Here is an 18,346-nt window from a genome sequence, read left to right as displayed (position 1 = left end):
CTCGGCCTATTTGAGGACGTAGATGACGAGGAACAGGCCGATCCAGACGACGTCGACGAAGTGCCAGTAGTAGGACACGACGATCGCGCTGGTGGCCTCGCGGTGGCCGAAGTTCTTCACGGCGAAGGTGCGCCCGATGACGAACAGGAAGGCGAGCAGGCCGCCCGTGACGTGGAGGCCGTGGAAGCCGGTGGTCAGGTAGAACGCCGAGCCGTAGGAGTTCGAGTCGATCGCGATGCCCTCGGAGACGAGCGTCGCGTACTCCCAGACCTGCCCGGCGACGAAGATCGCGCCCATGGCGTAGGTGAGGAAGAACCACTCGACCATGCCCCACTGGCTCGGCTTCCACCCGGTGCGGTACGGCTGGCTGCGCTCGGCGGCGAAGACGCCGAACTGGCACGTGAACGACGAGGCCACGAGGATGATCGTGTTCGTCAGGGAGAAGGGGAAGTTCAGGCGGTCGGCCTCGAACGCCCACAGTTCGGGGGACGTCGAGCGCAGCGTGAAGTAGATCGCGAAGAGTCCCGCGAAGAACATCACCTCGCTGCCGAGCCACACGATCGTGCCCACAGCAACGGTGTTGGGGCGCTTGATCACGGGCGCGCTCGCCTGATACGTCAATGAGGTGCTCGTCACGCTCCCCATTATGGCTGATTCGGAGGCCGAGTTTTGGACGTCACGGCTCGCTTCAAGGTTGGCCCGCCTTGCGAGACCCTGCGGTGGGGCTGATGAACGCCCGTGAATCCGCCTCGAATCCCCGCGGATAGGATCGGACCATGTCGTCGTTGCAGTCCTGGCCCGCCGTCCTGAACGCCCTCATCGAGGGCGACGACCTCAGCGTGTCGGATGCCGCGTGGTGCATGGAGCAGGTCATGACGGGGGTCGCGACCGACGCCCAGCTCGCCGCGTTCCTCATCGCGCTGCGCCTCAAGGGCGAGACCGTCGACGAGATCGTGGGCTTCCGCGACGCCATCCTCGACCATGCCGTCGAGCTGCCGGTCGACCCCATGGCGCTCGACATCGTCGGCACGGGCGGCGACCGGTTCGGCACCGTGAACGTCTCGACCATGGCCTCCGTGATCTGCGCTGCGGCCGGTGTCCCCGTCATCAAGCACGGCAACAAGGCCGCGAGCTCGGCGTCGGGCTCATCCGACGTGCTCGGCGCGCTCGGGATCGACCTCACGCTTCCGGCCCATCGCGTCGCCGAGGTGCTCGGCGAGGCCGGCATCACGTTCGCATTCGCCGCCGCGTTCCACCCCGGCTTCAAGCACGCCGGACCGGTCCGGGCTCAGCTCGGCGTCCCCACGGTGTTCAACTTCCTCGGCCCGCTCTGCAATCCTGCTCGTCCCGAGGCATCGGCGGTGGGCGTGGCGCAGCTCGACCGCGTGCCGCTGATCGTCGGCGTGTTCCAGACCCGAGGCGCGACGGCGCTGGTGTTCCGCGGCGACGACGGACTGGACGAGCTCACCACGACCGGCCACAGCCACATCTGGGAGGTCTCGCGCGGAACGGTGAAGGAGCACGACCTCGACCCCCGCGAGCTCGGCATCCCGCGCACCACGATCGAGCAGTTGAAGGGCGGCGACGCCCAGCACAACGCGCAGATCGTCCACGACGTGTTCGCCGGGGCCCGCGGCCCTGTGCGCGACATCGTCGTGCTCAACGCGGCCGCCGGACTGGTCGCGTTCGAGCTGGCCAACGACCCGAGCCAGGTGCAGCGCACCATCCTGGAGCGCTTCCACGAGAAGATGGCGGTCGCCGAGGGTGCGATCGACAGCGGGGCGGCGGCTCGCAAGCTGGAGGAGTGGGTCGCGGCCACTCGGGCGTGATTCCGAGGCACGTCGGCCCGACGCATGACGACGGGCCCCGCGGATGCCGCGGGGCCCGTCGTGTCCGCCGGAACGGGTCCGGAGCTCAGCCGTGCGACACGTCGTCGTCGACCCAGTCGAAGGTCTTCGTGACGGCCTTCTTCCACAGGCGCATCTGGCGGTCGCGCTCCGCGGAATCCATCTTCGGCTCCCAGCGCGAGTCCTCCTGCCAGTTGTCACGGAGCTCGTCGAGGCTCGACCAGAAGCCGACCGCGAGACCCGCAGCGTAGGCCGCGCCGAGCGCCGTCGTCTCCGCGACCACCGGTCGCACGACCGGCACGCCCAGGATGTCGGCCTGGAACTGCATCAAGGTGTTGTTGGCGATCATGCCGCCGTCGACCTTGAGCTCGGTGAGGTCGACGCCGGAGTCGGCGTTCACCGCGTCGAGGACCTCGCGGGTCTGGAACGCGGTGGCCTCGAGGACGGCGCGGGCGATGTGGCCCTTGTGCACGTACCTCGTGAGGCCGACGAGCGCGCCGCGGGCGTCGGGTCGCCAGTACGGCGCGAACAGGCCCGAGAACGCGGGCACGAAGTACGCGCCGCCGTTGTCGTCGACGGTCTTGGCGAGCTCCTCGATCTCGGCCGCGTTGGAGATGAGCCCGAGGTTGTCGCGCACCCACTGCACGAGGGAGCCGGTCACGGCGATCGCGCCCTCGAGGGCGTAATGGGGCTTGTCGTCGCCGAGCTTGTATCCGAGCGTCGTGAGCAGCCCGTTCTTCGAGTGGACGATCTCCTCGCCCGTGTTGAAGATCAGGAAGTTGCCCGTGCCGTACGTGTTCTTCGACTCGCCGGGGTCGAACGCGGCCTGCCCGAACGTGGCGGCCTGCTGGTCGCCGAGGATGCCCGCGACGGGCACCTCGCGCAGCAGGCTGGACGGCTCGACGTTGCCGTAGACCTCCGACGACGCCCGGATCGACGGCATCATCGAGCGGGGCACGCCGAACGCGGCGAGGATGTCGTCGCGCCACTCGAGGGTCGCGAGGTCCATGAACATCGTGCGGCTCGCGTTCGTGACATCCGTCGCGTGCACGCCGCCCTCGACGCCGCCGGTCAGGTTCCAGAGCACCCAGCAGTCGGTCGTGCCGAACAGCAGGTCGCCGGCCTCGGCCTTCTCGCGCGCGCCGTCGACGTTCTCGAGGATCCAGACGATCTTCGTGCCGGAGAAGTACGTCGCGAGCGGCAGGCCCACGTCCTGCTTGAAGCGCTCGACGCCGCCGTCGGCCGCGAGGCGGTCGACGATCGGCTGGGTGCGGGTGTCCTGCCAGACGATCGCGTTGTAGACGGGCTCGCCCGTGTTCTTGTCCCACACCACCGCGGTCTCGCGCTGGTTGGTGATGCCCACCGCGGCGACGTCGTGCCGGGTGAGGTCGGCCTTGCCGAGGGCCTGCCCGATGACCTCGCGGGTGTTGCGCCAGATCTCCATCGGGTCGTGCTCGACCCAGCCCGCCTTGGGGAAGATCTGCTCGTGTTCGAGCTGCCCGGTCGAGACGATCGAGCCCTTCTTGTCGAAGATGATCGCTCGCGTGCTGGTGGTGCCCTGGTCGATGGCCAGGATGTAGTCCGCCATGTCCGTTGCGTCCTCTCTGTCGCATTGGGATGGTTCACGTCCGCGTGCGCGCCAGGTCGACGCGCGTCAGGACGAACGAGGGGCCGGTCGATCGACCGGCCCCTCGGAGGGTCAGAACTCGATGGGGAGCAGCGGGATGGCCGCCCAACCCGCCAGCAGGCCGCCGATGATGGGGCCGACGACGGGCACCCACGAGTACGACCAGTCGGATCCGCCCTTGCCCTGGATGGGAAGGAACGCGTGCGCGATGCGCGGACCCAGGTCGCGGGCCGGGTTGATCGCGTACCCGGTCGGGCCACCGAGCGACACGCCGATGCCGACCACGAGGAGGGCAACGGGGAGTGCGCCGAGGGCCGCGAGCCCGCCGGGGTCGCCCTGACGGCCGAAGCCGATCACGACGAAGACCAGCACGAACGTGCCGATGATCTCGGTGATCAGGTTCCAGGCGTAGTTGCGGATGCCGGGGCCCGTCGAGAACGTGCCGAGCTTGGGTGCCGGGTCGGGCTCCTGGTCGAAGTGCTGCTTGTAGGCGAGCCACACGATGACCGCGCCGATGATGGCGCCGAGCAGCTGCGCCCCGATGTAGCCCAGCACGCTGAGCGGGGAGACGGCCACCGTCATGTCGAGCCCGGCGTTGCCGAACTCGGTCGCGCCGTTCGCCACGAGGCCGAGCGTGACCGCCGGGTTGATGTGGGCACCGGAGACGTAGGCCACGATGACGCCCGCGAAGACCGCGAAGCCCCATCCGAACGTCACCATGAGGAATCCGCCGCCGAAGCCCTTGGTCTTGGCTAAGGCGACGTTCGCGACGACGCCGCAGCCGAGGAGCACGAGCATCGCCGTGCCCACCAGCTCGGAGAGCATCAACACACCGAGATTGTCCACGTTGACCTTCCATCCTTTCGCCGAGCCCGAGGGCCACGCCCAGGGGCGGATGGCGCCCACCCTACTCGCGTCGCGAAGCCAGGCGGAAGAGCCGCTCCGCTTTTCGGGAGAGCCCTTTCATGGGCACCCTTCGCGGGAGTAGTTTTGCGAGGGAGTGCTGCGTCAGCGTCGATGTGCGAGGGGCCCGACGCGAGCAGCCGAGGGGAAAGGGACGTCCGTGAAGAAGATCATCAACGACCCCAAGCGAGTCGTCGACGAGTCGGTCGCCGGGTTCGCGCTCGCGCACGCCGACCTCGTGACGGTCGCGACCGACCCGATCCACGTCGTGCGCGCTGATGCGCCCGTGGCGGGCAAGGTCGGGATCGTGTCCGGCGGCGGCAGCGGGCACGAGCCGCTGCACGCGGGGTACGTCGGCCACGGCATGCTCGACGCCGCCGTGCCCGGCGCCGTCTTCACGTCGCCCACCCCCGACCCGATCCTCAACGCGACGAAGGCGGTCGACGGAGGCAAGGGCGTGCTGCACATCGTGAAGAACTACACCGGCGACGTGCTCAACTTCGAGACCGCGGCCGACCTCGCCGCGGCCGACGGCATCGAGGTGCGCGCGGTCGTCACGAACGACGACGTCGCGGTCAAGGACTCCCTGTACACGGCCGGCCGCCGGGGCGTGGGCGGCACCGTCCTGGTCGAGAAGATCGCGGGTGCGGCGGCTGAGCGGGGCGACTCGCTCGACCAGGTCGCCGAGATCGCCGAGCGCGTGAACGCCAACGTCCGCTCGATGGGCATGGCGCTCACGCCGTGCATCGTGCCGCACGCCGGCGAGCCGAGCTTCACGCTCGCCGAGGACGAGGTCGAGATCGGCATCGGCATCCACGGCGAACCGGGCCGGGAGCGCATCAAGCTCGAGCCCGCGGACGCGCTCGTCGATCGACTGCTCACGCCCGTGCTCGAGGACCTGCCGTTCTCGTCCGGCGATCGCGTCCTGCTGTTCGTGAACGGCATGGGCGGCACGCCGCAGGTCGAGCTCTACATCGCGTACCGCCGTGCTGCCGAGGTGCTCGCCGAGCGCGGCATCCGCATCGAGCGCTCCCTGGTGGGCAACTACATCACCTCGCTCGAGATGCAGGGCTTCTCGATCACCCTCCTGAAGCTGGACGACGAGATGCTCCAGCTCTGGGATGCGCCGGTGCACACCGCCGCGCTCCGGTGGGGCCGGTAGGGGCGCCGCGGTGGGGCTGGACATCACCTGGGCGGTCGACTGGGTACGGCGGAGCGCGGAGTCGATGGCGGAGCACCGCGTCGAGCTCATCACGCTCGACCGCGAGATCGGCGACGGCGACCACGGCGAGAACATGGACCGCGGATTCCAGGCCGTGCTGCCGAAGCTCGACGACCTGCCGGCCGGATCGACGCCGTCCGACGTGCTGAAGCTCGTCGCCACGACCCTGATCTCGACGGTCGGCGGGGCGGCCGGGCCGCTCTACGGCACCGCGTACCTGCGGGCGTCGACGGCGACGGCCGGCGAGACCTCGATCGATGCGTCGGGCGTCGTCGCGCTGCTGACCGCCGGACGCGACGGCATCGTCGCCCGCGGCAAGGCGGAATCGGGTGACAAGACCATGGTCGACGCCTGGACGCCGGCCGTCGATTCGGCCCGAATAGCGGCCGACGGGGGCGCGAGCGCGGCCGAGACCCTGAAGGCGGCTGCGGATGCCGCGGCAGCAGGCTCCGACGCGACGATCCCGCTCGTCGCGCGAAAGGGAAGGGCGAGCTATCTCGGTGAGCGCTCGGCGGGTCATCGCGACCCCGGAGCGCAGTCCACGGCGTACCTCCTCGCGGCGGCGGCCGCGGCGGCGACGAACGGAACGAGTGCCTGACGTGGGGGAGGGCCCGCGCGTCGGCATCGTCTTCGTCTCGCACTCGCGCCGGCTCGCCGAGGGGCTCGTCGAGCTCGCCCGTCAGATGGCACCCACGGTCCGGCTCGAACCCGCGGGCGGAACCGACGACGGGCGCATCGGTACCAGCTTCGACCTCGTGTCGACGGCGATCGAGGCAGCGGATGGCGGGGCAGGGGTCGTCGTGATGTGCGACCTCGGCTCCGCCATCCTGACCGCCGAGACCGCCCTCGAATTCCTCGACGAGGAGGTGCGCTCTCGCGTGCGGATCGCGGACGCGCCACTCGTGGAGGGCGGAGTCGCGGCATCCGTGGCAGCCGAGGCGGGCGACCCGCTCGACATCGTGGTGCGCGCCGCCGAGAGCGCCGGCGGCGGGGGAGGGGAGCCCGCCTCGGCGCCGCCGCCCGGGACTGCCGCGCCCGATCTGATCAGCCGCCGCGTGACGCTCACGAACGCCGACGGGCTGCACGCACGGCCGGCCGCTGAGCTGGTCAAGCTGGCGAGCACGTTCTCGCAGCGCGTGACGGTGAACGGCACCGACGCGAAGAGCCTGCTCGCCATCATGGCGCTCGGACTGGTGAGAGGCGACGAGGTCGAGATCGCGACGGAGGCCCCCGACGGCGGGCCCGCGGTCGACGCGCTCGCCGAACTCGCGGAGTCCGGGTTCGGCGAACACTGACGGTCGACGCTGCGCGGATTTCGAGATATCCGCGGTTTTCCTCGCGCAGCGCACTCGGCCGGGAGTAGCATCTGCGCCATGGCACGCGAAGAGGCGGGCCCCGGCGAGGGCAACGCGTTCACCCGGTTCTTCGACCGGGTCGATCGGACCCTGAGTCCCGCGTTCGAGTCACCGCGAGTGGCCCCGGAGGACCCGGATGACCGCAGTCATCTGGGGGAGAAGCCGTGCCCCATCTGCGGGCACCCGATGTTCGAGCACCGCATCGACGAGTCCACGTCGAACGTGCTGCTCGAATGCCCGACCGACGAACGCCTGCCCGAGCGGGCCGCGAGCGGTCCACTGAACGAGTTCGGCATGCCCGCGAGCGAGGCCCGCGTGCAGAAGATGCAGCAACGCAGCGAGAAGCGCGCCTGACTGACCACGCGAACGGGCCGGTGCCGAGCCGGCGATCGCGTCGTGAACGGATTGTGAAGACTCTTCACAGTGCATCTGCATCGCGATTCGGTTGGTCGATATCGCGCCGCACGCGTCCCGTGTCGACTCGTGTACGGCACCGCTCGCGCGCATCGGGCGAGCGCGTGTGCGATGTCGCTGTCAACGGGTCAGTTGGCAGGAATGGAATGTCGCTGTCCACGGGCAGCGGGGGCGTGCGACTGCTCGGCATCTCACAGTGATTCGGACATAATGTGCATTATCGGCTCCTCATCGAGCGACGTCATCGTGGCCCGTCCCTTGGCGAGCAACGCCGATTGCCGCGTGTCAACTGCCATGCTGGTCGGATGCCGCAGCCGAACGATCTCCTCGCCGTCCTCGTCGACGCTGACAACGTGCCGCCGACGAAGATCGGCGCTGTCCTCGCCGAGGTCGCGCGATTCGGCACCGCCTCGGTGAAGCGGGTCTACGGCGATTGGACGAAACCGAACCTGAGCAGCTGGAAACCGGTTGCGAGTGAGCACGTGATCCAGCCGATGCAGCAGTTCGCCAATACCGTCGGGAAGAATGCGACCGACAGTGCGCTGATCATCGATGCCATGGACTTGTTGTACACGCGTCGCTTCCACGCATTTTGCATCGTCTCGTCCGACAGCGACTTCACCCGGCTCGCGTCCCGCATCCGCGAAGAAGGCGTCACCGTATACGGGTTCGGCGAGCGGAAGACCCCCGAGGCGTTCCGCAACGCGTGCGATCGTTTCACCTACCTCGAGGTGATCGACGAGCCGGCGGACGAGAGCACGTCTGAATCAGGTGGGCGCGTGCTGCCGCCCAAGCTTCGCGGCGACACCAAGCTGGTCTCCGGGTTGCGAGCGAGCGTCACCACGGCATCAGGTGAGGACGGATGGGCCAATCTGGCCGCGGTCGGAAACCTGATGCGGAACCAACAGCCCGACTTCGATTCTCGAAACTGGGGCTATGCGAAACTGTCCGACCTGATTCGAGCGACCGAACTCTTCGTCGTCGAGACCCGGCCCACCGGCGGACTCCACGTGAAGGATCGAAGGAAGGCCAGCGTCTGAACGGGGCGCCGCGGGCGACTCGAAATCTGGATCCGATCCTCGGCTGGCGTCGACGATCGTGTCCCTGCGACGACTGGGCACTTCATCGGCGGATTCGCTACTCCCGGAGACCACGGGAGTCGCGGTCCAGGTTGAGCGTGATGTCGGCGAGGATGAGCCGCGTGCTGAGACGATCCGGGTTCAGCCATTCGAGGTCGTCCATGGTGATGCCGAAGCGCCCGGTGATGCCATCGGGCGTATCACCCCAGGCGACGCGGTAGCTCTCGGGGCTGCCGTCGGCGGCGAGCGTCACCCTTCCGCGTGCGCCGTCAGCAGCGCCGTGGTCGACGACATCGATTCCGGGGTTCATGTCAGGGAGCAGCCAGGTGAGCGGCGCCCTCGCCACGATGCTCCCGAACATGAACGACGTTCCGGGTTCGGCCGCCCAGATGATCGCCGTGCGCATGTAGCTCGGGTCGTTCGTCTCGAAGCCGCCGTAGCCCACACCCGGCGTCGTGAACGTCTGGTCGGTCGACGGCTGCAATGGGTCGTATCGGTAGTAGCTGAAGCCGCTGCGCAGTTCGTGCTCCCCCGCGGTCGCTTCGAGCGCGCTCAGCTCGAGCGACGCTCCTGCCGACGGCACCGGGGTCAGGCCCGCGAGCGAGACGTCAAATCCCCGGTCGGTGCCGTTGGCGCGGATCTCGATGCGACCGGCCGCGCCGCCGTCGAATTCGCCCGTCGCGATCACCGTCCCCGGAACCAGTTCGGAGAGGCGCGGGACCGCCGGTACGGGCGACGACGCGACCTCGCCGACATCCGCGGGTTTCGTCGACGGGTCGACCACAGGTGAGCGGCCGGCCGTCGCAACCGGCTCATCGACGGATGCGCATCCCATCAGGACCAGCGCCACGAGCGCCGCCGCGCCGACCACTCCCCTGGGCCGATTCGCTGACTCCACCATGGGCGCACTCTAGCGATGCGTGCTCGCCGGAAGCGGCCGATGCGGGCGGATGTGGAGAAGTTCCTCCGCACCCGCCCGACGGCAGGCGCGCCTTTCCGGTTCGGTCGGATGGTTCAGATCGCCGGGCTCACGGTTCGAACAGGTGTTCGAATCGTGAGCCCGAGCGGGCTTGGGATCGAGGCCGCGCACGTACACCACTCCCCCGGCCTCGTATGCCGAATGCAGGCACATTCGTCCTCCTTCGATCCGGATGTCGCGGGCGTCACGCCCCGACGTAGGCGGCGAGGTGCTCCCCCGTCAGCGTCGCCCGGCCGGCGATGAGATCGGCGGGCGTGCCCTCGAAGACGATCCGTCCGCCGTCGTGGCCCGCACCCGGCCCGAGGTCGATGATCCAGTCGGCGTGGGCCATGACGGCCTGGTGGTGCTCGATGACGATGACGGACTTGCCCGAGTCGACGAGGCGGTCGAGAAGGCCGAGGAGCTGTTCGACGTCGGCGAGGTGCAGGCCGGCGCTCGGCTCGTCGAGCACGTACACGCCGCCCTTCTCGGCGAGGTGGGTGGCGAGCTTCAGCCGCTGCCGCTCGCCGCCCGAGAGCGTCGTGAGCGGCTGGCCGATCGCGAGGTAGCCGAGTCCGACGTCGGCCAGGCGAGCGAGGATCGCGTGCGCCGCCGGGACGCGGGCCTCGCCGTCGGCGAAGAAGGCCAGCGCCTCCGTCACCGACATCCCGAGCACCTCGCTGATGTCGCGGCCGCCGAGCCGGTACTCGAGCACGGCATCGGCGAACCGGCGGCCCTCGCAGACCTCGCACGTGCTCGCGACGCTCGCCATGACGCCGAGATCGGTGAACACGACGCCGGCGCCGTTGCAGTTCGGGCACGCGCCCTCGGAGTTCGCGCTGAACAGCGCCGGCTTCACGCCGTTCGCCTTGGCGAAGGCCTTCCGGATCGGGTCGAGCAGGCCCGTGTACGTCGCCGGGTTGCTCCGCCTCGAACCGCGGATGGCGCCCTGGTCGACGGTCACGACGCCGTCGCGTCCGGACACCGACCCGGTGATGAGCGAGCTCTTGCCCGACCCGGCGACCCCGGTCACGACGACGAGCACGCCGAGCGGGATGTCGACGTCGACGCCGCGCAGGTTGTGCTCCGTCGCACCGCGAACCTCGAGCGCGCCCGTGGGGCTGCGGACCGACGGCTTCACCGCGGCCCGGTCGTCGAAGTGGCGCCCGGTGAGCGTGTCGGCGGTGCGCAGCTCGTCGACGGTCCCTTCGAACACGATCGCTCCCCCGGCCGCGCCGGCACCGGGTCCGAGGTCGACCACGTGGTCGGCGATGGCGATCGACTCGGGCTTGTGCTCGACGACGAGGACCGTGTTGCCCTTGTCGCGCAGGCGCAGCAGCAGTTCGTTCATGCGCTGGATGTCGTGCGGGTGCAGCCCCACGGTCGGCTCGTCGAAGACGTACGTGACATCCGTCAGCGACGATCCCAGGTGGCGGATCATCTTGGTGCGCTGGGCCTCGCCGCCCGAGAGCGTCCCCGACGAACGGTCGAGCGAGAGATAGCCGAGGCCGACCTCGACGAACGACTCGAGGATCTGACGCAGGCCGGAGAGCAACGGCGCGACGGATGGCTCGTCGAGCCCGCGCACCCATTCCGCGAGGTCGCTGATCTGCATGGCGCACGCGTCGGCGATGCTGATGCCGTCGATCTTCGACGCGCGGGCGGGTGCGTTCAGGCGCGTCCCGTCGCACTCCGGGCAGGCCGCGAACGTCACGGCGCGTTCGACGAAGGCGCGGATGTGCGGCTGCATCGCGTCGACGTCCTTCGAGAGCATCGACTTCTGGATCTTCGGCACGAGCCCCTCGTAGGTGAGGTTGATGCCGTTGACCTTCACCTTGCGGGGCTCGGAGTAGAGGAAGTCGTGGCGCTGTTCGTCGGTGAAGTCCGCGATCGGGACGTCGGCGGGCACGACCGCACCGATGATCTTCGTGCTCCACCCGTCGGCGGTGTAGCCCGGGATGGTGATCGCGCCCCCGGCCAGCGACTTCGTCTCGTCGAAGAGCTCGGCGAGGTCGAGGTCGGAGACCGTGCCCATGCCCTCGCACCGCGGGCACATCCCGCCGAGCTGGCTGAACGTGCGCTCCATCGATTCGGGCGTGCCGCCCCGTTCGATCGTGATGGACCCGCTGCCGGTCACCGACGGGATGTTGAACGAGAACGCCTGAGGCGAGCCGATGTGCGGCTGCCCGAGGCGGCTGAACAGGATGCGCAGCATGGCGTTGGCGTCGGTCGCGGTGCCGACGGTCGAACGCACGTTCGCCCCCATGCGCTCCTGGTCGACGATGATCGCGGTCGTGAGCCCGTCGAGCAGGTCGACGTCGGGCCGCGCGAGCGAGGGCATGAACCCCTGCACGAACGCGCTGTACGTCTCGTTGATGAGCCGCTGCGACTCCGCCGCGATCGTGTCGAACACGAGCGAGCTCTTGCCCGACCCCGACACGCCCGTGAACACGGTGAGGCGCCGCTTCGGCAACTCGACCGAGACATCCTTCAGGTTGTTCTCGCGCGCGCCCTGGACCCGGATCAGGTCGTGGCGGTCCGCCGCGGGCACGGCGGATGCCGTCGCACCGCCGGTCGCGGCCGTCGTCATCGAGCCACCTGCTGGATGCGGATCATGTTGCCGGCGGGGTCGCGGAACGCGCAGTCGCGGAGCCCGTACGGCTGGTCGACCGGCTCCTGGACCACTTCGGCGCCCGCCGCATCGAGCGTCGCGAACGTGTCGTCGAGATCGGTCGCCGCGAGGTTCACGCCGAAGTAGCTGCCCTTGGCGATGATCTCGAGGAGCGCATTCCGGTCGTCGTCGGTCATGCCGGGGCCGACGCCCGGGGGGTGCAGCACGATGGCGGTGTCGGGCTGGTCGGCCGGGCCGACCGTGATCCACCGCATGCCCTCGTAGCCCACGTCGTTGCGGACCTCGAAGCCGAGGACGTCGCGGTAGAACGCGAGCGACGCCTCGGGGTCGAGGTGCGGGAGGAAGCTGGAGTGGATGGTGAGGCTCATGTCAGCCACGCTAGCCCCGGCCGCCCACCATCGCTTCTCGATTCCTGATCGGCTTGGTGACCTGCTTCGCCACGCACGGGAGCATCCCGAGGGTGACGCCGGCGTACTGCTCGCGATAGACGCTCGGCGGCACGCCCACGAGCTCGGTGAAACGGGTGCTGAACGTCCCGAGCGACGACGAACCGACCTCGAAGCACACCTCCGTGACGCTCAGGTCGCCGCGGCGCAGCAGCGCCATCGCGCGTTCGATGCGCCGCGTCATGAGGTAGGAGTAGGGCGACTCGCCGAACGCGAGCTTGAACTGACGACTCAGATGCCCGGCCGACATGTTCGCTCCCCGCGCGAGCGCCTCGACGTCGAGCGGCTGCGCGTACTCGCGGTCGATGCGGTCGCGGACCCGTCGCAGGGCCGCGAGGTCGCCGAGATGCTGCGTCGTTGCGGAACTGCTGCTCACGTGCGCGATGGTGCCACGTCGCCCCGGCCGTGTCCAGCGCGGCAGAGCGCCGGGCGGGCGGGCCGGGCCGAACGTCACCCGTCCGCGCCGGGACGCGGTGCGACAATGACGCCATGGTGTCGGCGAAGGTCGCGTTCGTCCTCGGCGGCGGCGGCGTGCTCGGTGCCGTGCAGGTCGGGATGCTGCGTGCGCTGCTCGAGCGCGGCATCCGGCCCGACCTCGTCGTCGGCACCTCGATCGGCGCGATCAACGGCGCGATCATCGCCGCCGACGTCGATCGTTCGCTCGAGCGCCTCGAACACGCGTGGACGTCGACGGACGCCCGCGCGCTCACGACCGGCATGGGCTTCCGGCCGGGCCGCGCGCACGTCATGTCGACCGGTCCGCTCGTCCGCCTGCTCGAGGCCGGGCTGCCGGGTGCCCGCACGTTCGGCGACCTCGAGGTCGAGTTCCGGTGCGTCGCGGCGAGCATCGAGCGCGCCGCCGAGCACTGGTTCACCGACGGCCCGATCATCCCCGCCGTGCTCGCGTCCTCGGCGCTGCCGGGCCTGTTCCCGGCGGTGCGGATCGGCGACGAGCACTTCGTCGACGGCGGCATCGTCAACTCGATCCCGATCAGCGAGGCCGCCGCCGCCGGCGCGACCGAGATCCACGTGATGCAGGTGGGGCGCATCGAGTACCCGCTGTCCGCTCCGCGGAACCAGTTCGACAACGCCCGGGTCGCGTTCGAGATCTCTCGGCGCCACCGCTTCGCGCGCGACTCGGCGAACCTGCCCGAGGGCACCCGACTGCACGTGCTGCCAACGGGCACGACCTCGGAGCGGGAGAACCGGATCGCGCGCAACCTCTCCCCCGCGGCCGTGCTGCGGCGCATGGAGAGCGCGCACCGGGCGGCCTCGGAGTACCTCGACCGGGAGACGGCGACCGCCGGTCGAGCCCGCGACGGATCGCCGGACTGATGCGCGTGCCGCCGAGGTGGGTGCGCCGCCTCATCCTCGCGCCCCTCGTCGTGCTCGCGGCGCTCGTCGTCACGCTGCTGCTGCCCGCTTGGCTGGTGGTCGCCACGGCCGTCTCGATCTTCATCGAGCCGCGTCTGCGCACGCCGCGGCTGCTCTGGATGCTGAACCTCTACCTGCTGTGGGACGCCGCCGCGCTGATCGCCCTGTTCGCGCTCTGGGTGGCCTCGGGCTTCGGATGGCGCATCCACTCGCCGGGCTTCCAGCGCGCGCATTACCGGCTGGTCGCGAGGATGCTCGAGTTCCTGTTCTGGAACGCGTACTGGGTGCTGCGGCTCGACATCGACGTGCGGGTTCCCGACGACTTCCACGACGACGACCGTCCCCGCGTGATCGCGAGCCGGCACGCCGGGCCGGGCGACTCGTTCATCCTGATCCACGCGGTGCTGAACTGGTTCGCCCGAGCGCCCCGCATCGTCATGAAGGACACGCTGCAGTGGGATCCCGCGGTCGACGTCGTGCTCAACCGGCTGCCCAACCGGTTCATCGCGCCGCCGCCGTTCTCCGGTGACGCACGTCCGAGCGACCACGTCCTGCAGCACCGGATCCACGACCTCGCGAGCGACATGGGCCCGCGGGACGCGCTGGTGATCTTCCCCGAGGGCGGGAACTTCACCGAGCGCAGGCGCACCCGCGCGATCGAACGCCTCCGCGCCGCCGGCCTGGACGCGGCCGCCGACCGCGCGGCGCGGTTGCAGAACGTCATGGCGCCGCGCCCGGGCGGCTTCTTCGCGGCCACGGATGCGGCGCCCGACGCCGACGTGTTCTTCGTGGCGCACACCGGACTCGACCGCATCCGGACCATCTCCGACGTGTGGCGCGAGCTGCCCACCGACAAGACGATCATCATGCGGTTCTGGAACGTCCCGCGCGCCGAGATCCCCGCCGACCACGACGAGCGGAACGACTGGCTCATGCGCGAATGGGAGCGGATCGACGACTGGATCGACCGGCACCGGCCCGAGGCCGAGACGGCTGCTCCGCCCGCCGCGCGACTCCGCCGCGGGCGGCCGGCCCGGACCGCCCGCTGACGCGCGGTCGCCGCGGTCGGTCCGGCCACGCCGGACGCGCCGCCGCGCGGCGCCGCCGCGCCGTCAGATCGCCGCGAGCAGGTCGCCGTCCCGCACGGCGGCGAGCGAGAGCACCCGGTACCCCTCGTCGTCGAAGAACACCGTGATGCGGTCGGGCTCGATGCTCATCACGCGCCCCTCACCCCACTCGCGGTGACGTACCGTCTGGTCGGGGCGGTACTCCCCGGCTGCGGCCGCCGGTTCGTCGGACTCGAACGCCGACCCGCTGTCGCACGTGTCGCAGTTCCCGCACGGCTCGTTCAGGTCGTCGCCGAAGTACTCCAGGAGCGTGGCGCGCCGGCACCGGGACGTCTCAGCGTACGCCCGGATCATCGCGAGCCGGGACTCGTCGATCCGCTTCCGGCGCTCGACCACCTCGTCGACGAGCGTCAGCACGGTCTCGGGATCGAGCGTGCCGTGCGCCACGACGCCACCCTCGACGGCGGTCGCGGCATCCGCCTCGACCAGGATGTTGAGGATCGAGGTGACTGCGCGTGGCGGCAGGTCGAGTTCGGAGCCGAGCGCGCGGCCCGTCTGCGGCGCACCGGTCGCCGAGAGCGCCGCGGCGACCGTGCGGACCCGATCCTCGCGGGGCCGGCCGGAGGCGAAGAACGTGCGCAACCCCAGGTCCTCGACCCGGTAGTGCAGCGTCGCCGCCGACGGCTGCCCGTCGCGGCCGCTCCGCCCGACCTCCTGGTAGTACGAATCGAGCGACTCGGTGATGTCGCCGTGCACGACGAAGCGCACGTTCGGCTTGTCGACCCCCATGCCGAACGCGCTCGTCGCGACGACGACGTCGAGCTCGTCGCGGAGGAACGCCTCGTGCACCTCGCGGCGGGCCCGTGCGGGCATGCCGCCGTGGTAGGCGGCGGCGCGCAGCCCCTCGCCGGCGAACCGCTCGGCGAATCGCTCGGTGTCCGTGCGGGTGGCGACGTAGACGAGACCGGGCTTCTGGGCGGCCAGCGCGGTCTCGATGACCGCGCGCTCCTTCGTCGCCTCGTCTTCGTGGCGCACGACGGCGAGGTGGATGTTGGGCCGGTCGAACCCGCCCACCAGCACGCGCGGTTCGCGCAGCCCGAGGCGCTCGATGATCTCCTCGCGCACCGGCGCCGACCCGGTCGCGGTGAGGGCGACGACGCGGGGACGGCCGACGGCCTCGATCGCCGCCCCGAGCCGCAGGTAGTCGGGGCGGAAGTCGTGCCCCCAGGACGAGACGCAGTGCGCCTCGTCGACCGCGAACAACGACACGCCGAGGCCCGCGAGCTCCTCGATGACCTCGGGCTTGGCGAGCTGCTCCGGGGCGAGGAAGACGAACTCCGCCTCGCCGGAGGCAACGGCTTCCCACGAGCGCTGGTTCGCGCCGTCGCTGTGCGCCGAGTTGACGGCCACCGCGGTCCCGTCGCCGGACGCGCGCTCGAGGTGCCGCACCTGGTCGGCCTGCAGCGCGATCAGCGGCGAGACGACGACCGTGGGCCCCTCGAGCAGGTGCGCGGCGATCTGGTAAACCGCCGACTTGCCGTAGCCCGTGGGCATCACGACGAGCACGTCGCTGCCCTCGACCACGGCCCCGATGGCCTCGGCCTGGCCGGGCTTGAGCTCGGCCCAGCCGAAGCGCTGCCGGGCGACCTCGCGCATCCTGCCGGTGAGTCCACTCACGCCGCTCCCCCATCCTGATCGATTTCCCAGTCTGTCGCATCGCCGCGACGGTCCGGCGGCTCTCCACAGGCGGGCGGATGGCACGACACGCCGACCTCAGGACGAAAGGCTCCCCCATCGGAGCCGTCGCCGCCAATAACCTGATCCCGGGCGCGCCAGTCGGGGCGTGCCGGAAGGAGTCGGTATGTCGTCCCCGCAGTCCAACAGCACCTTCGCCGCGTTCTCGTTCGATTCCGCCGAGCTGACCAAGTCGGCGGTCAACACCATCCGCGTCGCGCTCGGCGTGACGGGCGTGCTCGCCCTGATCGCCGGCATCTTCATCACCTTCTGGCCGAAGAACTCGGCGATCGTGCTGACGGTGATGCTCGGCATCTACTTCCTGATCGCCGGTCTCGCGTACGTGGGCCTGGGCATCTTCTCGAAGGGCCTCTCGGGCGGTGCGAGGGCGCTCGACATCATCCTCGGCGTCCTGTTCGTCATCGGCGGCATCCTGATGCTCGCCAACCCCACCCAGAGCGCCGTCGTGATCGGCATCTTCCTCGGCGTGATCATCGGCATCCTGTGGATCGTCGAGGGCGCGGTCGCGCTCGCGCAGTCCGGGAACTCGCCGTCGAGGGGATGGAGCATCTTCTTCGGCCTGCTCAGCATCATCGCGGGCATCGTGCTGCTCTTCTCGCCGTTCTGGGGCGCCGCGATCCTGTTCTGGGTCATCGGCGTCTCGCTCATCGTGCTCGGCATCGTGCAGATCGTGCGTGCCTTCACGTTCGGCCGAGGGATGCAGCTCTCGAGCTGACGCCGACCCCGCGCACGGGGTGACACGACGGGGGCCGGTCGGAACGCGACCGGCCCCCGTCCGCATGCGCGGCCTACTGCTCGGGCGCGAACCCCGAGACGTCGCCCACATAGCGCGTGTGGTCAGCGGGGATCGGCTCGACCGCGGCCGAGGCGACCTCGGCGGCGAACTCGGCGACGTTGTAGAGTTTGCCCGCGTCCTCCTTGCGAGCGGCGATCGCGCCGGGGTTCGCGCGCTCGAGGAGCGTCGCGGTGATCGTGCCCTCGATCATGTCGCCCGACACGACGACGAACTCGACGCCCGCGGCCTCGAACTCGGGCAGCTTGGCCCGGAGGGCGTCCTCGCCGGCGCGCTTGGAGAGCGCGACGGGCTCGTACTCGGGCATGGTCGGCGTGGTGCGGATGAAGTGCGCCTGGTGGCTCGTGACGAACACGATGCGAGCCCCCTCCGCGAGGTGCGGCAGGGCGTTGTCGACGACGTTGACCTGCGCGTCGCGGTTGAGGCGCATGGCGTAGTCCTCGCCCATGCCGGACTCCATGCCGCCCGAGGCGTTGAGCACGAGCAGGTCGATCGGCCCGAACTCAGCGACGGCCCGCTCGAACATGGCCTGGACCGAGGCGGCGTCGGTGAGGTCGGCGCCGACCGCGAGCGCGCGGCCGCCGGCCGCCGTGACCTCGCCGACGATCTTCTCGGCGCGCGGCGCCTTGCTGCGGTAGTTGATCACCACGGCGGCGCCGGCCTCGGCGAGGTAGCGGGCGGTGTCGGCGCCGATGCCGCGGGACGAGCCCGTGACGAGGGCGACGCGACCGTCGAGCGATCCGGGGGCGAGGGGGTTGGTCACGGTGGGCTCCTCAATGCTGCGGATGTCGGCGCGCACGCGGACGCGCCGCACCGAGACTACCAACTCCCCCAACCGCGGCCCTCGCGCTGCTAGGTTCATGACGGGTCCTGA

The 18,346-nt window shown here is 70.2% G+C and carries 18 protein-coding genes; 9 read left to right on the top strand and 9 right to left on the bottom strand.

Annotated features, from left to right (window positions below):
• Window positions 1-6: 6 nt before the first annotated feature.
• The gene (gene ctaE / locus AC3RKB_RS17520) at window positions 7-645 is read right to left on the bottom strand and encodes an aa3-type cytochrome oxidase subunit III (protein ID WP_491437564.1); all 639 of its coding nucleotides are present in this window, start codon (window positions 643-645) and stop codon (window positions 7-9) included.
• A gap of 131 nt (window positions 646-776) precedes the next feature.
• On the opposite strand from ctaE, the gene trpD reads away from it, so the two are divergent.
• Window positions 777-1,829, top strand: a complete 1,053-nt coding sequence (gene trpD, locus AC3RKB_RS17515; protein ID WP_491437562.1) for an anthranilate phosphoribosyltransferase — start codon at window positions 777-779, stop codon at window positions 1,827-1,829.
• 85 nt (window positions 1,830-1,914) lie between these two features.
• Here the strand turns inward: trpD and glpK are convergent, their stop codons facing one another.
• Both glpK and AC3RKB_RS17505 read right to left on the bottom strand, forming a co-directional pair.
• Window positions 1,915-3,435, bottom strand: coding sequence for a glycerol kinase GlpK (gene glpK / locus AC3RKB_RS17510; RefSeq protein WP_491437561.1), 1,521 nt, complete (start codon window positions 3,433-3,435; stop codon window positions 1,915-1,917).
• A gap of 111 nt (window positions 3,436-3,546) precedes the next feature.
• The gene (locus tag AC3RKB_RS17505) at window positions 3,547-4,272 is read right to left on the bottom strand and encodes an MIP/aquaporin family protein (RefSeq protein ID WP_491437881.1); all 726 of its coding nucleotides are present in this window, start codon (window positions 4,270-4,272) and stop codon (window positions 3,547-3,549) included.
• Between the two features lie 265 nt (window positions 4,273-4,537).
• On the opposite strand from AC3RKB_RS17505, the gene dhaK reads away from it, so the two are divergent.
• The 5 genes from dhaK to AC3RKB_RS17480 all read left to right on the top strand — a co-directional run bounded on the left by dhaK (window position 4,538) and on the right by AC3RKB_RS17480 (window position 8,408).
• On the top strand, window positions 4,538-5,539 hold the full coding sequence (gene dhaK, locus AC3RKB_RS17500; RefSeq protein WP_491437559.1) for a dihydroxyacetone kinase subunit DhaK: 1,002 nt from the start codon (window positions 4,538-4,540) through the stop codon (window positions 5,537-5,539).
• A gap of 10 nt (window positions 5,540-5,549) precedes the next feature.
• On the top strand, window positions 5,550-6,197 hold the full coding sequence (gene dhaL / locus AC3RKB_RS17495) for a dihydroxyacetone kinase subunit DhaL (RefSeq protein WP_491437558.1): 648 nt from the start codon (window positions 5,550-5,552) through the stop codon (window positions 6,195-6,197).
• 1 nt (window position 6,198) lies between these two features.
• Window positions 6,199-6,894 (top strand): dihydroxyacetone kinase phosphoryl donor subunit DhaM, encoded by a 696-nt coding sequence (dhaM, locus tag AC3RKB_RS17490; protein WP_491437557.1) that lies wholly within the window; start codon window positions 6,199-6,201, stop codon window positions 6,892-6,894.
• A gap of 78 nt (window positions 6,895-6,972) precedes the next feature.
• Entirely contained in the window at window positions 6,973-7,308 is a 336-nt protein-coding gene (locus AC3RKB_RS17485; protein ID WP_491437556.1) for a hypothetical protein, read from the top strand.
• Between the two features lie 365 nt (window positions 7,309-7,673).
• Window positions 7,674-8,408, top strand: coding sequence for an NYN domain-containing protein (locus tag AC3RKB_RS17480; protein ID WP_491437555.1), 735 nt, complete (start codon window positions 7,674-7,676; stop codon window positions 8,406-8,408).
• Window positions 8,409-8,505: 97 nt separating this feature from the next.
• Here AC3RKB_RS17480 and AC3RKB_RS17475 read toward each other — a convergent pair whose 3' ends face one another.
• The 4 genes from AC3RKB_RS17475 to AC3RKB_RS17460 all read right to left on the bottom strand — a co-directional run bounded on the left by AC3RKB_RS17475 (window position 8,506) and on the right by AC3RKB_RS17460 (window position 12,859).
• Window positions 8,506-9,348, bottom strand: coding sequence for a LysM peptidoglycan-binding domain-containing protein (locus AC3RKB_RS17475; protein ID WP_491437553.1), 843 nt, complete (start codon window positions 9,346-9,348; stop codon window positions 8,506-8,508).
• 262 nt (window positions 9,349-9,610) lie between these two features.
• The gene (locus AC3RKB_RS17470; RefSeq protein ID WP_491437552.1) at window positions 9,611-11,995 is read right to left on the bottom strand and encodes an ATP-binding cassette domain-containing protein; all 2,385 of its coding nucleotides are present in this window, start codon (window positions 11,993-11,995) and stop codon (window positions 9,611-9,613) included.
• On the bottom strand, window positions 11,992-12,405 hold the full coding sequence (locus AC3RKB_RS17465; protein ID WP_491437551.1) for a VOC family protein: 414 nt from the start codon (window positions 12,403-12,405) through the stop codon (window positions 11,992-11,994). Before AC3RKB_RS17465 ends, AC3RKB_RS17470 begins: the two co-directional genes overlap by 4 nt.
• A gap of 10 nt (window positions 12,406-12,415) precedes the next feature.
• A complete protein-coding gene (locus tag AC3RKB_RS17460; RefSeq protein ID WP_491437550.1) occupies window positions 12,416-12,859 on the bottom strand; it encodes a helix-turn-helix domain-containing protein in 444 nt (147 codons plus the stop codon).
• A 113-nt stretch (window positions 12,860-12,972) separates the two neighbouring features.
• Between AC3RKB_RS17460 and AC3RKB_RS17455 the strand changes: the two genes are divergently transcribed.
• Both AC3RKB_RS17455 and AC3RKB_RS17450 read left to right on the top strand, forming a co-directional pair.
• Window positions 12,973-13,818, top strand: a complete 846-nt coding sequence (locus tag AC3RKB_RS17455) for a patatin-like phospholipase family protein (RefSeq protein ID WP_491437549.1) — start codon at window positions 12,973-12,975, stop codon at window positions 13,816-13,818.
• A complete protein-coding gene (locus AC3RKB_RS17450; protein WP_491437548.1) occupies window positions 13,818-14,906 on the top strand; it encodes a 1-acyl-sn-glycerol-3-phosphate acyltransferase in 1,089 nt (362 codons plus the stop codon). Before AC3RKB_RS17455 ends, AC3RKB_RS17450 begins: the two co-directional genes overlap by 1 nt.
• A 63-nt stretch (window positions 14,907-14,969) precedes the next feature.
• Here AC3RKB_RS17450 and AC3RKB_RS17445 read toward each other — a convergent pair whose 3' ends face one another.
• Window positions 14,970-16,601, bottom strand: coding sequence for a RecQ family ATP-dependent DNA helicase (locus AC3RKB_RS17445; protein WP_491437547.1), 1,632 nt, complete (start codon window positions 16,599-16,601; stop codon window positions 14,970-14,972).
• 184 nt (window positions 16,602-16,785) lie between these two features.
• Here AC3RKB_RS17445 and AC3RKB_RS17440 point away from each other — a divergent pair, with 184 nt between their 5' ends.
• Complete coding sequence (locus AC3RKB_RS17440; protein WP_491437545.1) at window positions 16,786-17,394, top strand: HdeD family acid-resistance protein; 609 nt, start codon at window positions 16,786-16,788, stop codon at window positions 17,392-17,394.
• Between the two features lie 73 nt (window positions 17,395-17,467).
• Here the strand turns inward: AC3RKB_RS17440 and AC3RKB_RS17435 are convergent, their stop codons facing one another.
• Entirely contained in the window at window positions 17,468-18,235 is a 768-nt protein-coding gene (locus tag AC3RKB_RS17435) for an SDR family oxidoreductase (protein WP_491437543.1), read from the bottom strand.
• Window positions 18,236-18,346: the final 111 nt, after the last annotated feature.

The sequence above is a fragment of the Agromyces capsici genome (assembly GCF_058349965.1).
Note: the sequence above shows the minus strand (reverse complement) of the source record. Positions and strands in the feature narration are given on the sequence as shown.

Coding starts and splice junctions, on each gene's coding strand:
- ctaE (WP_491437564.1), bottom strand. CDS start 645: ATGGGGAGCGTGACGAGCACCTCATTGACGTATCAGGCGAGCGCGCCC.
- trpD (WP_491437562.1), top strand. CDS start 777: ATGTCGTCGTTGCAGTCCTGGCCCGCCGTCCTGAACGCCCTCATCGAG.
- glpK (WP_491437561.1), bottom strand. CDS start 3,435: ATGGCGGACTACATCCTGGCCATCGACCAGGGCACCACCAGCACGCGA.
- AC3RKB_RS17505 (WP_491437881.1), bottom strand. CDS start 4,272: ATGCTCGTGCTCCTCGGCTGCGGCGTCGTCGCGAACGTCGCCTTAGCC.
- AC3RKB_RS17485 (WP_491437556.1), top strand. CDS start 6,973: ATGGCACGCGAAGAGGCGGGCCCCGGCGAGGGCAACGCGTTCACCCGG.
- AC3RKB_RS17480 (WP_491437555.1), top strand. CDS start 7,674: ATGCCGCAGCCGAACGATCTCCTCGCCGTCCTCGTCGACGCTGACAAC.
- AC3RKB_RS17475 (WP_491437553.1), bottom strand. CDS start 9,348: ATGGTGGAGTCAGCGAATCGGCCCAGGGGAGTGGTCGGCGCGGCGGCG.
- AC3RKB_RS17470 (WP_491437552.1), bottom strand. CDS start 11,995: ATGACGACGGCCGCGACCGGCGGTGCGACGGCATCCGCCGTGCCCGCG.
- AC3RKB_RS17465 (WP_491437551.1), bottom strand. CDS start 12,405: ATGAGCCTCACCATCCACTCCAGCTTCCTCCCGCACCTCGACCCCGAG.
- AC3RKB_RS17455 (WP_491437549.1), top strand. CDS start 12,973: ATGGTGTCGGCGAAGGTCGCGTTCGTCCTCGGCGGCGGCGGCGTGCTC.
- AC3RKB_RS17450 (WP_491437548.1), top strand. CDS start 13,818: ATGCGCGTGCCGCCGAGGTGGGTGCGCCGCCTCATCCTCGCGCCCCTC.
- AC3RKB_RS17440 (WP_491437545.1), top strand. CDS start 16,786: ATGTCGTCCCCGCAGTCCAACAGCACCTTCGCCGCGTTCTCGTTCGAT.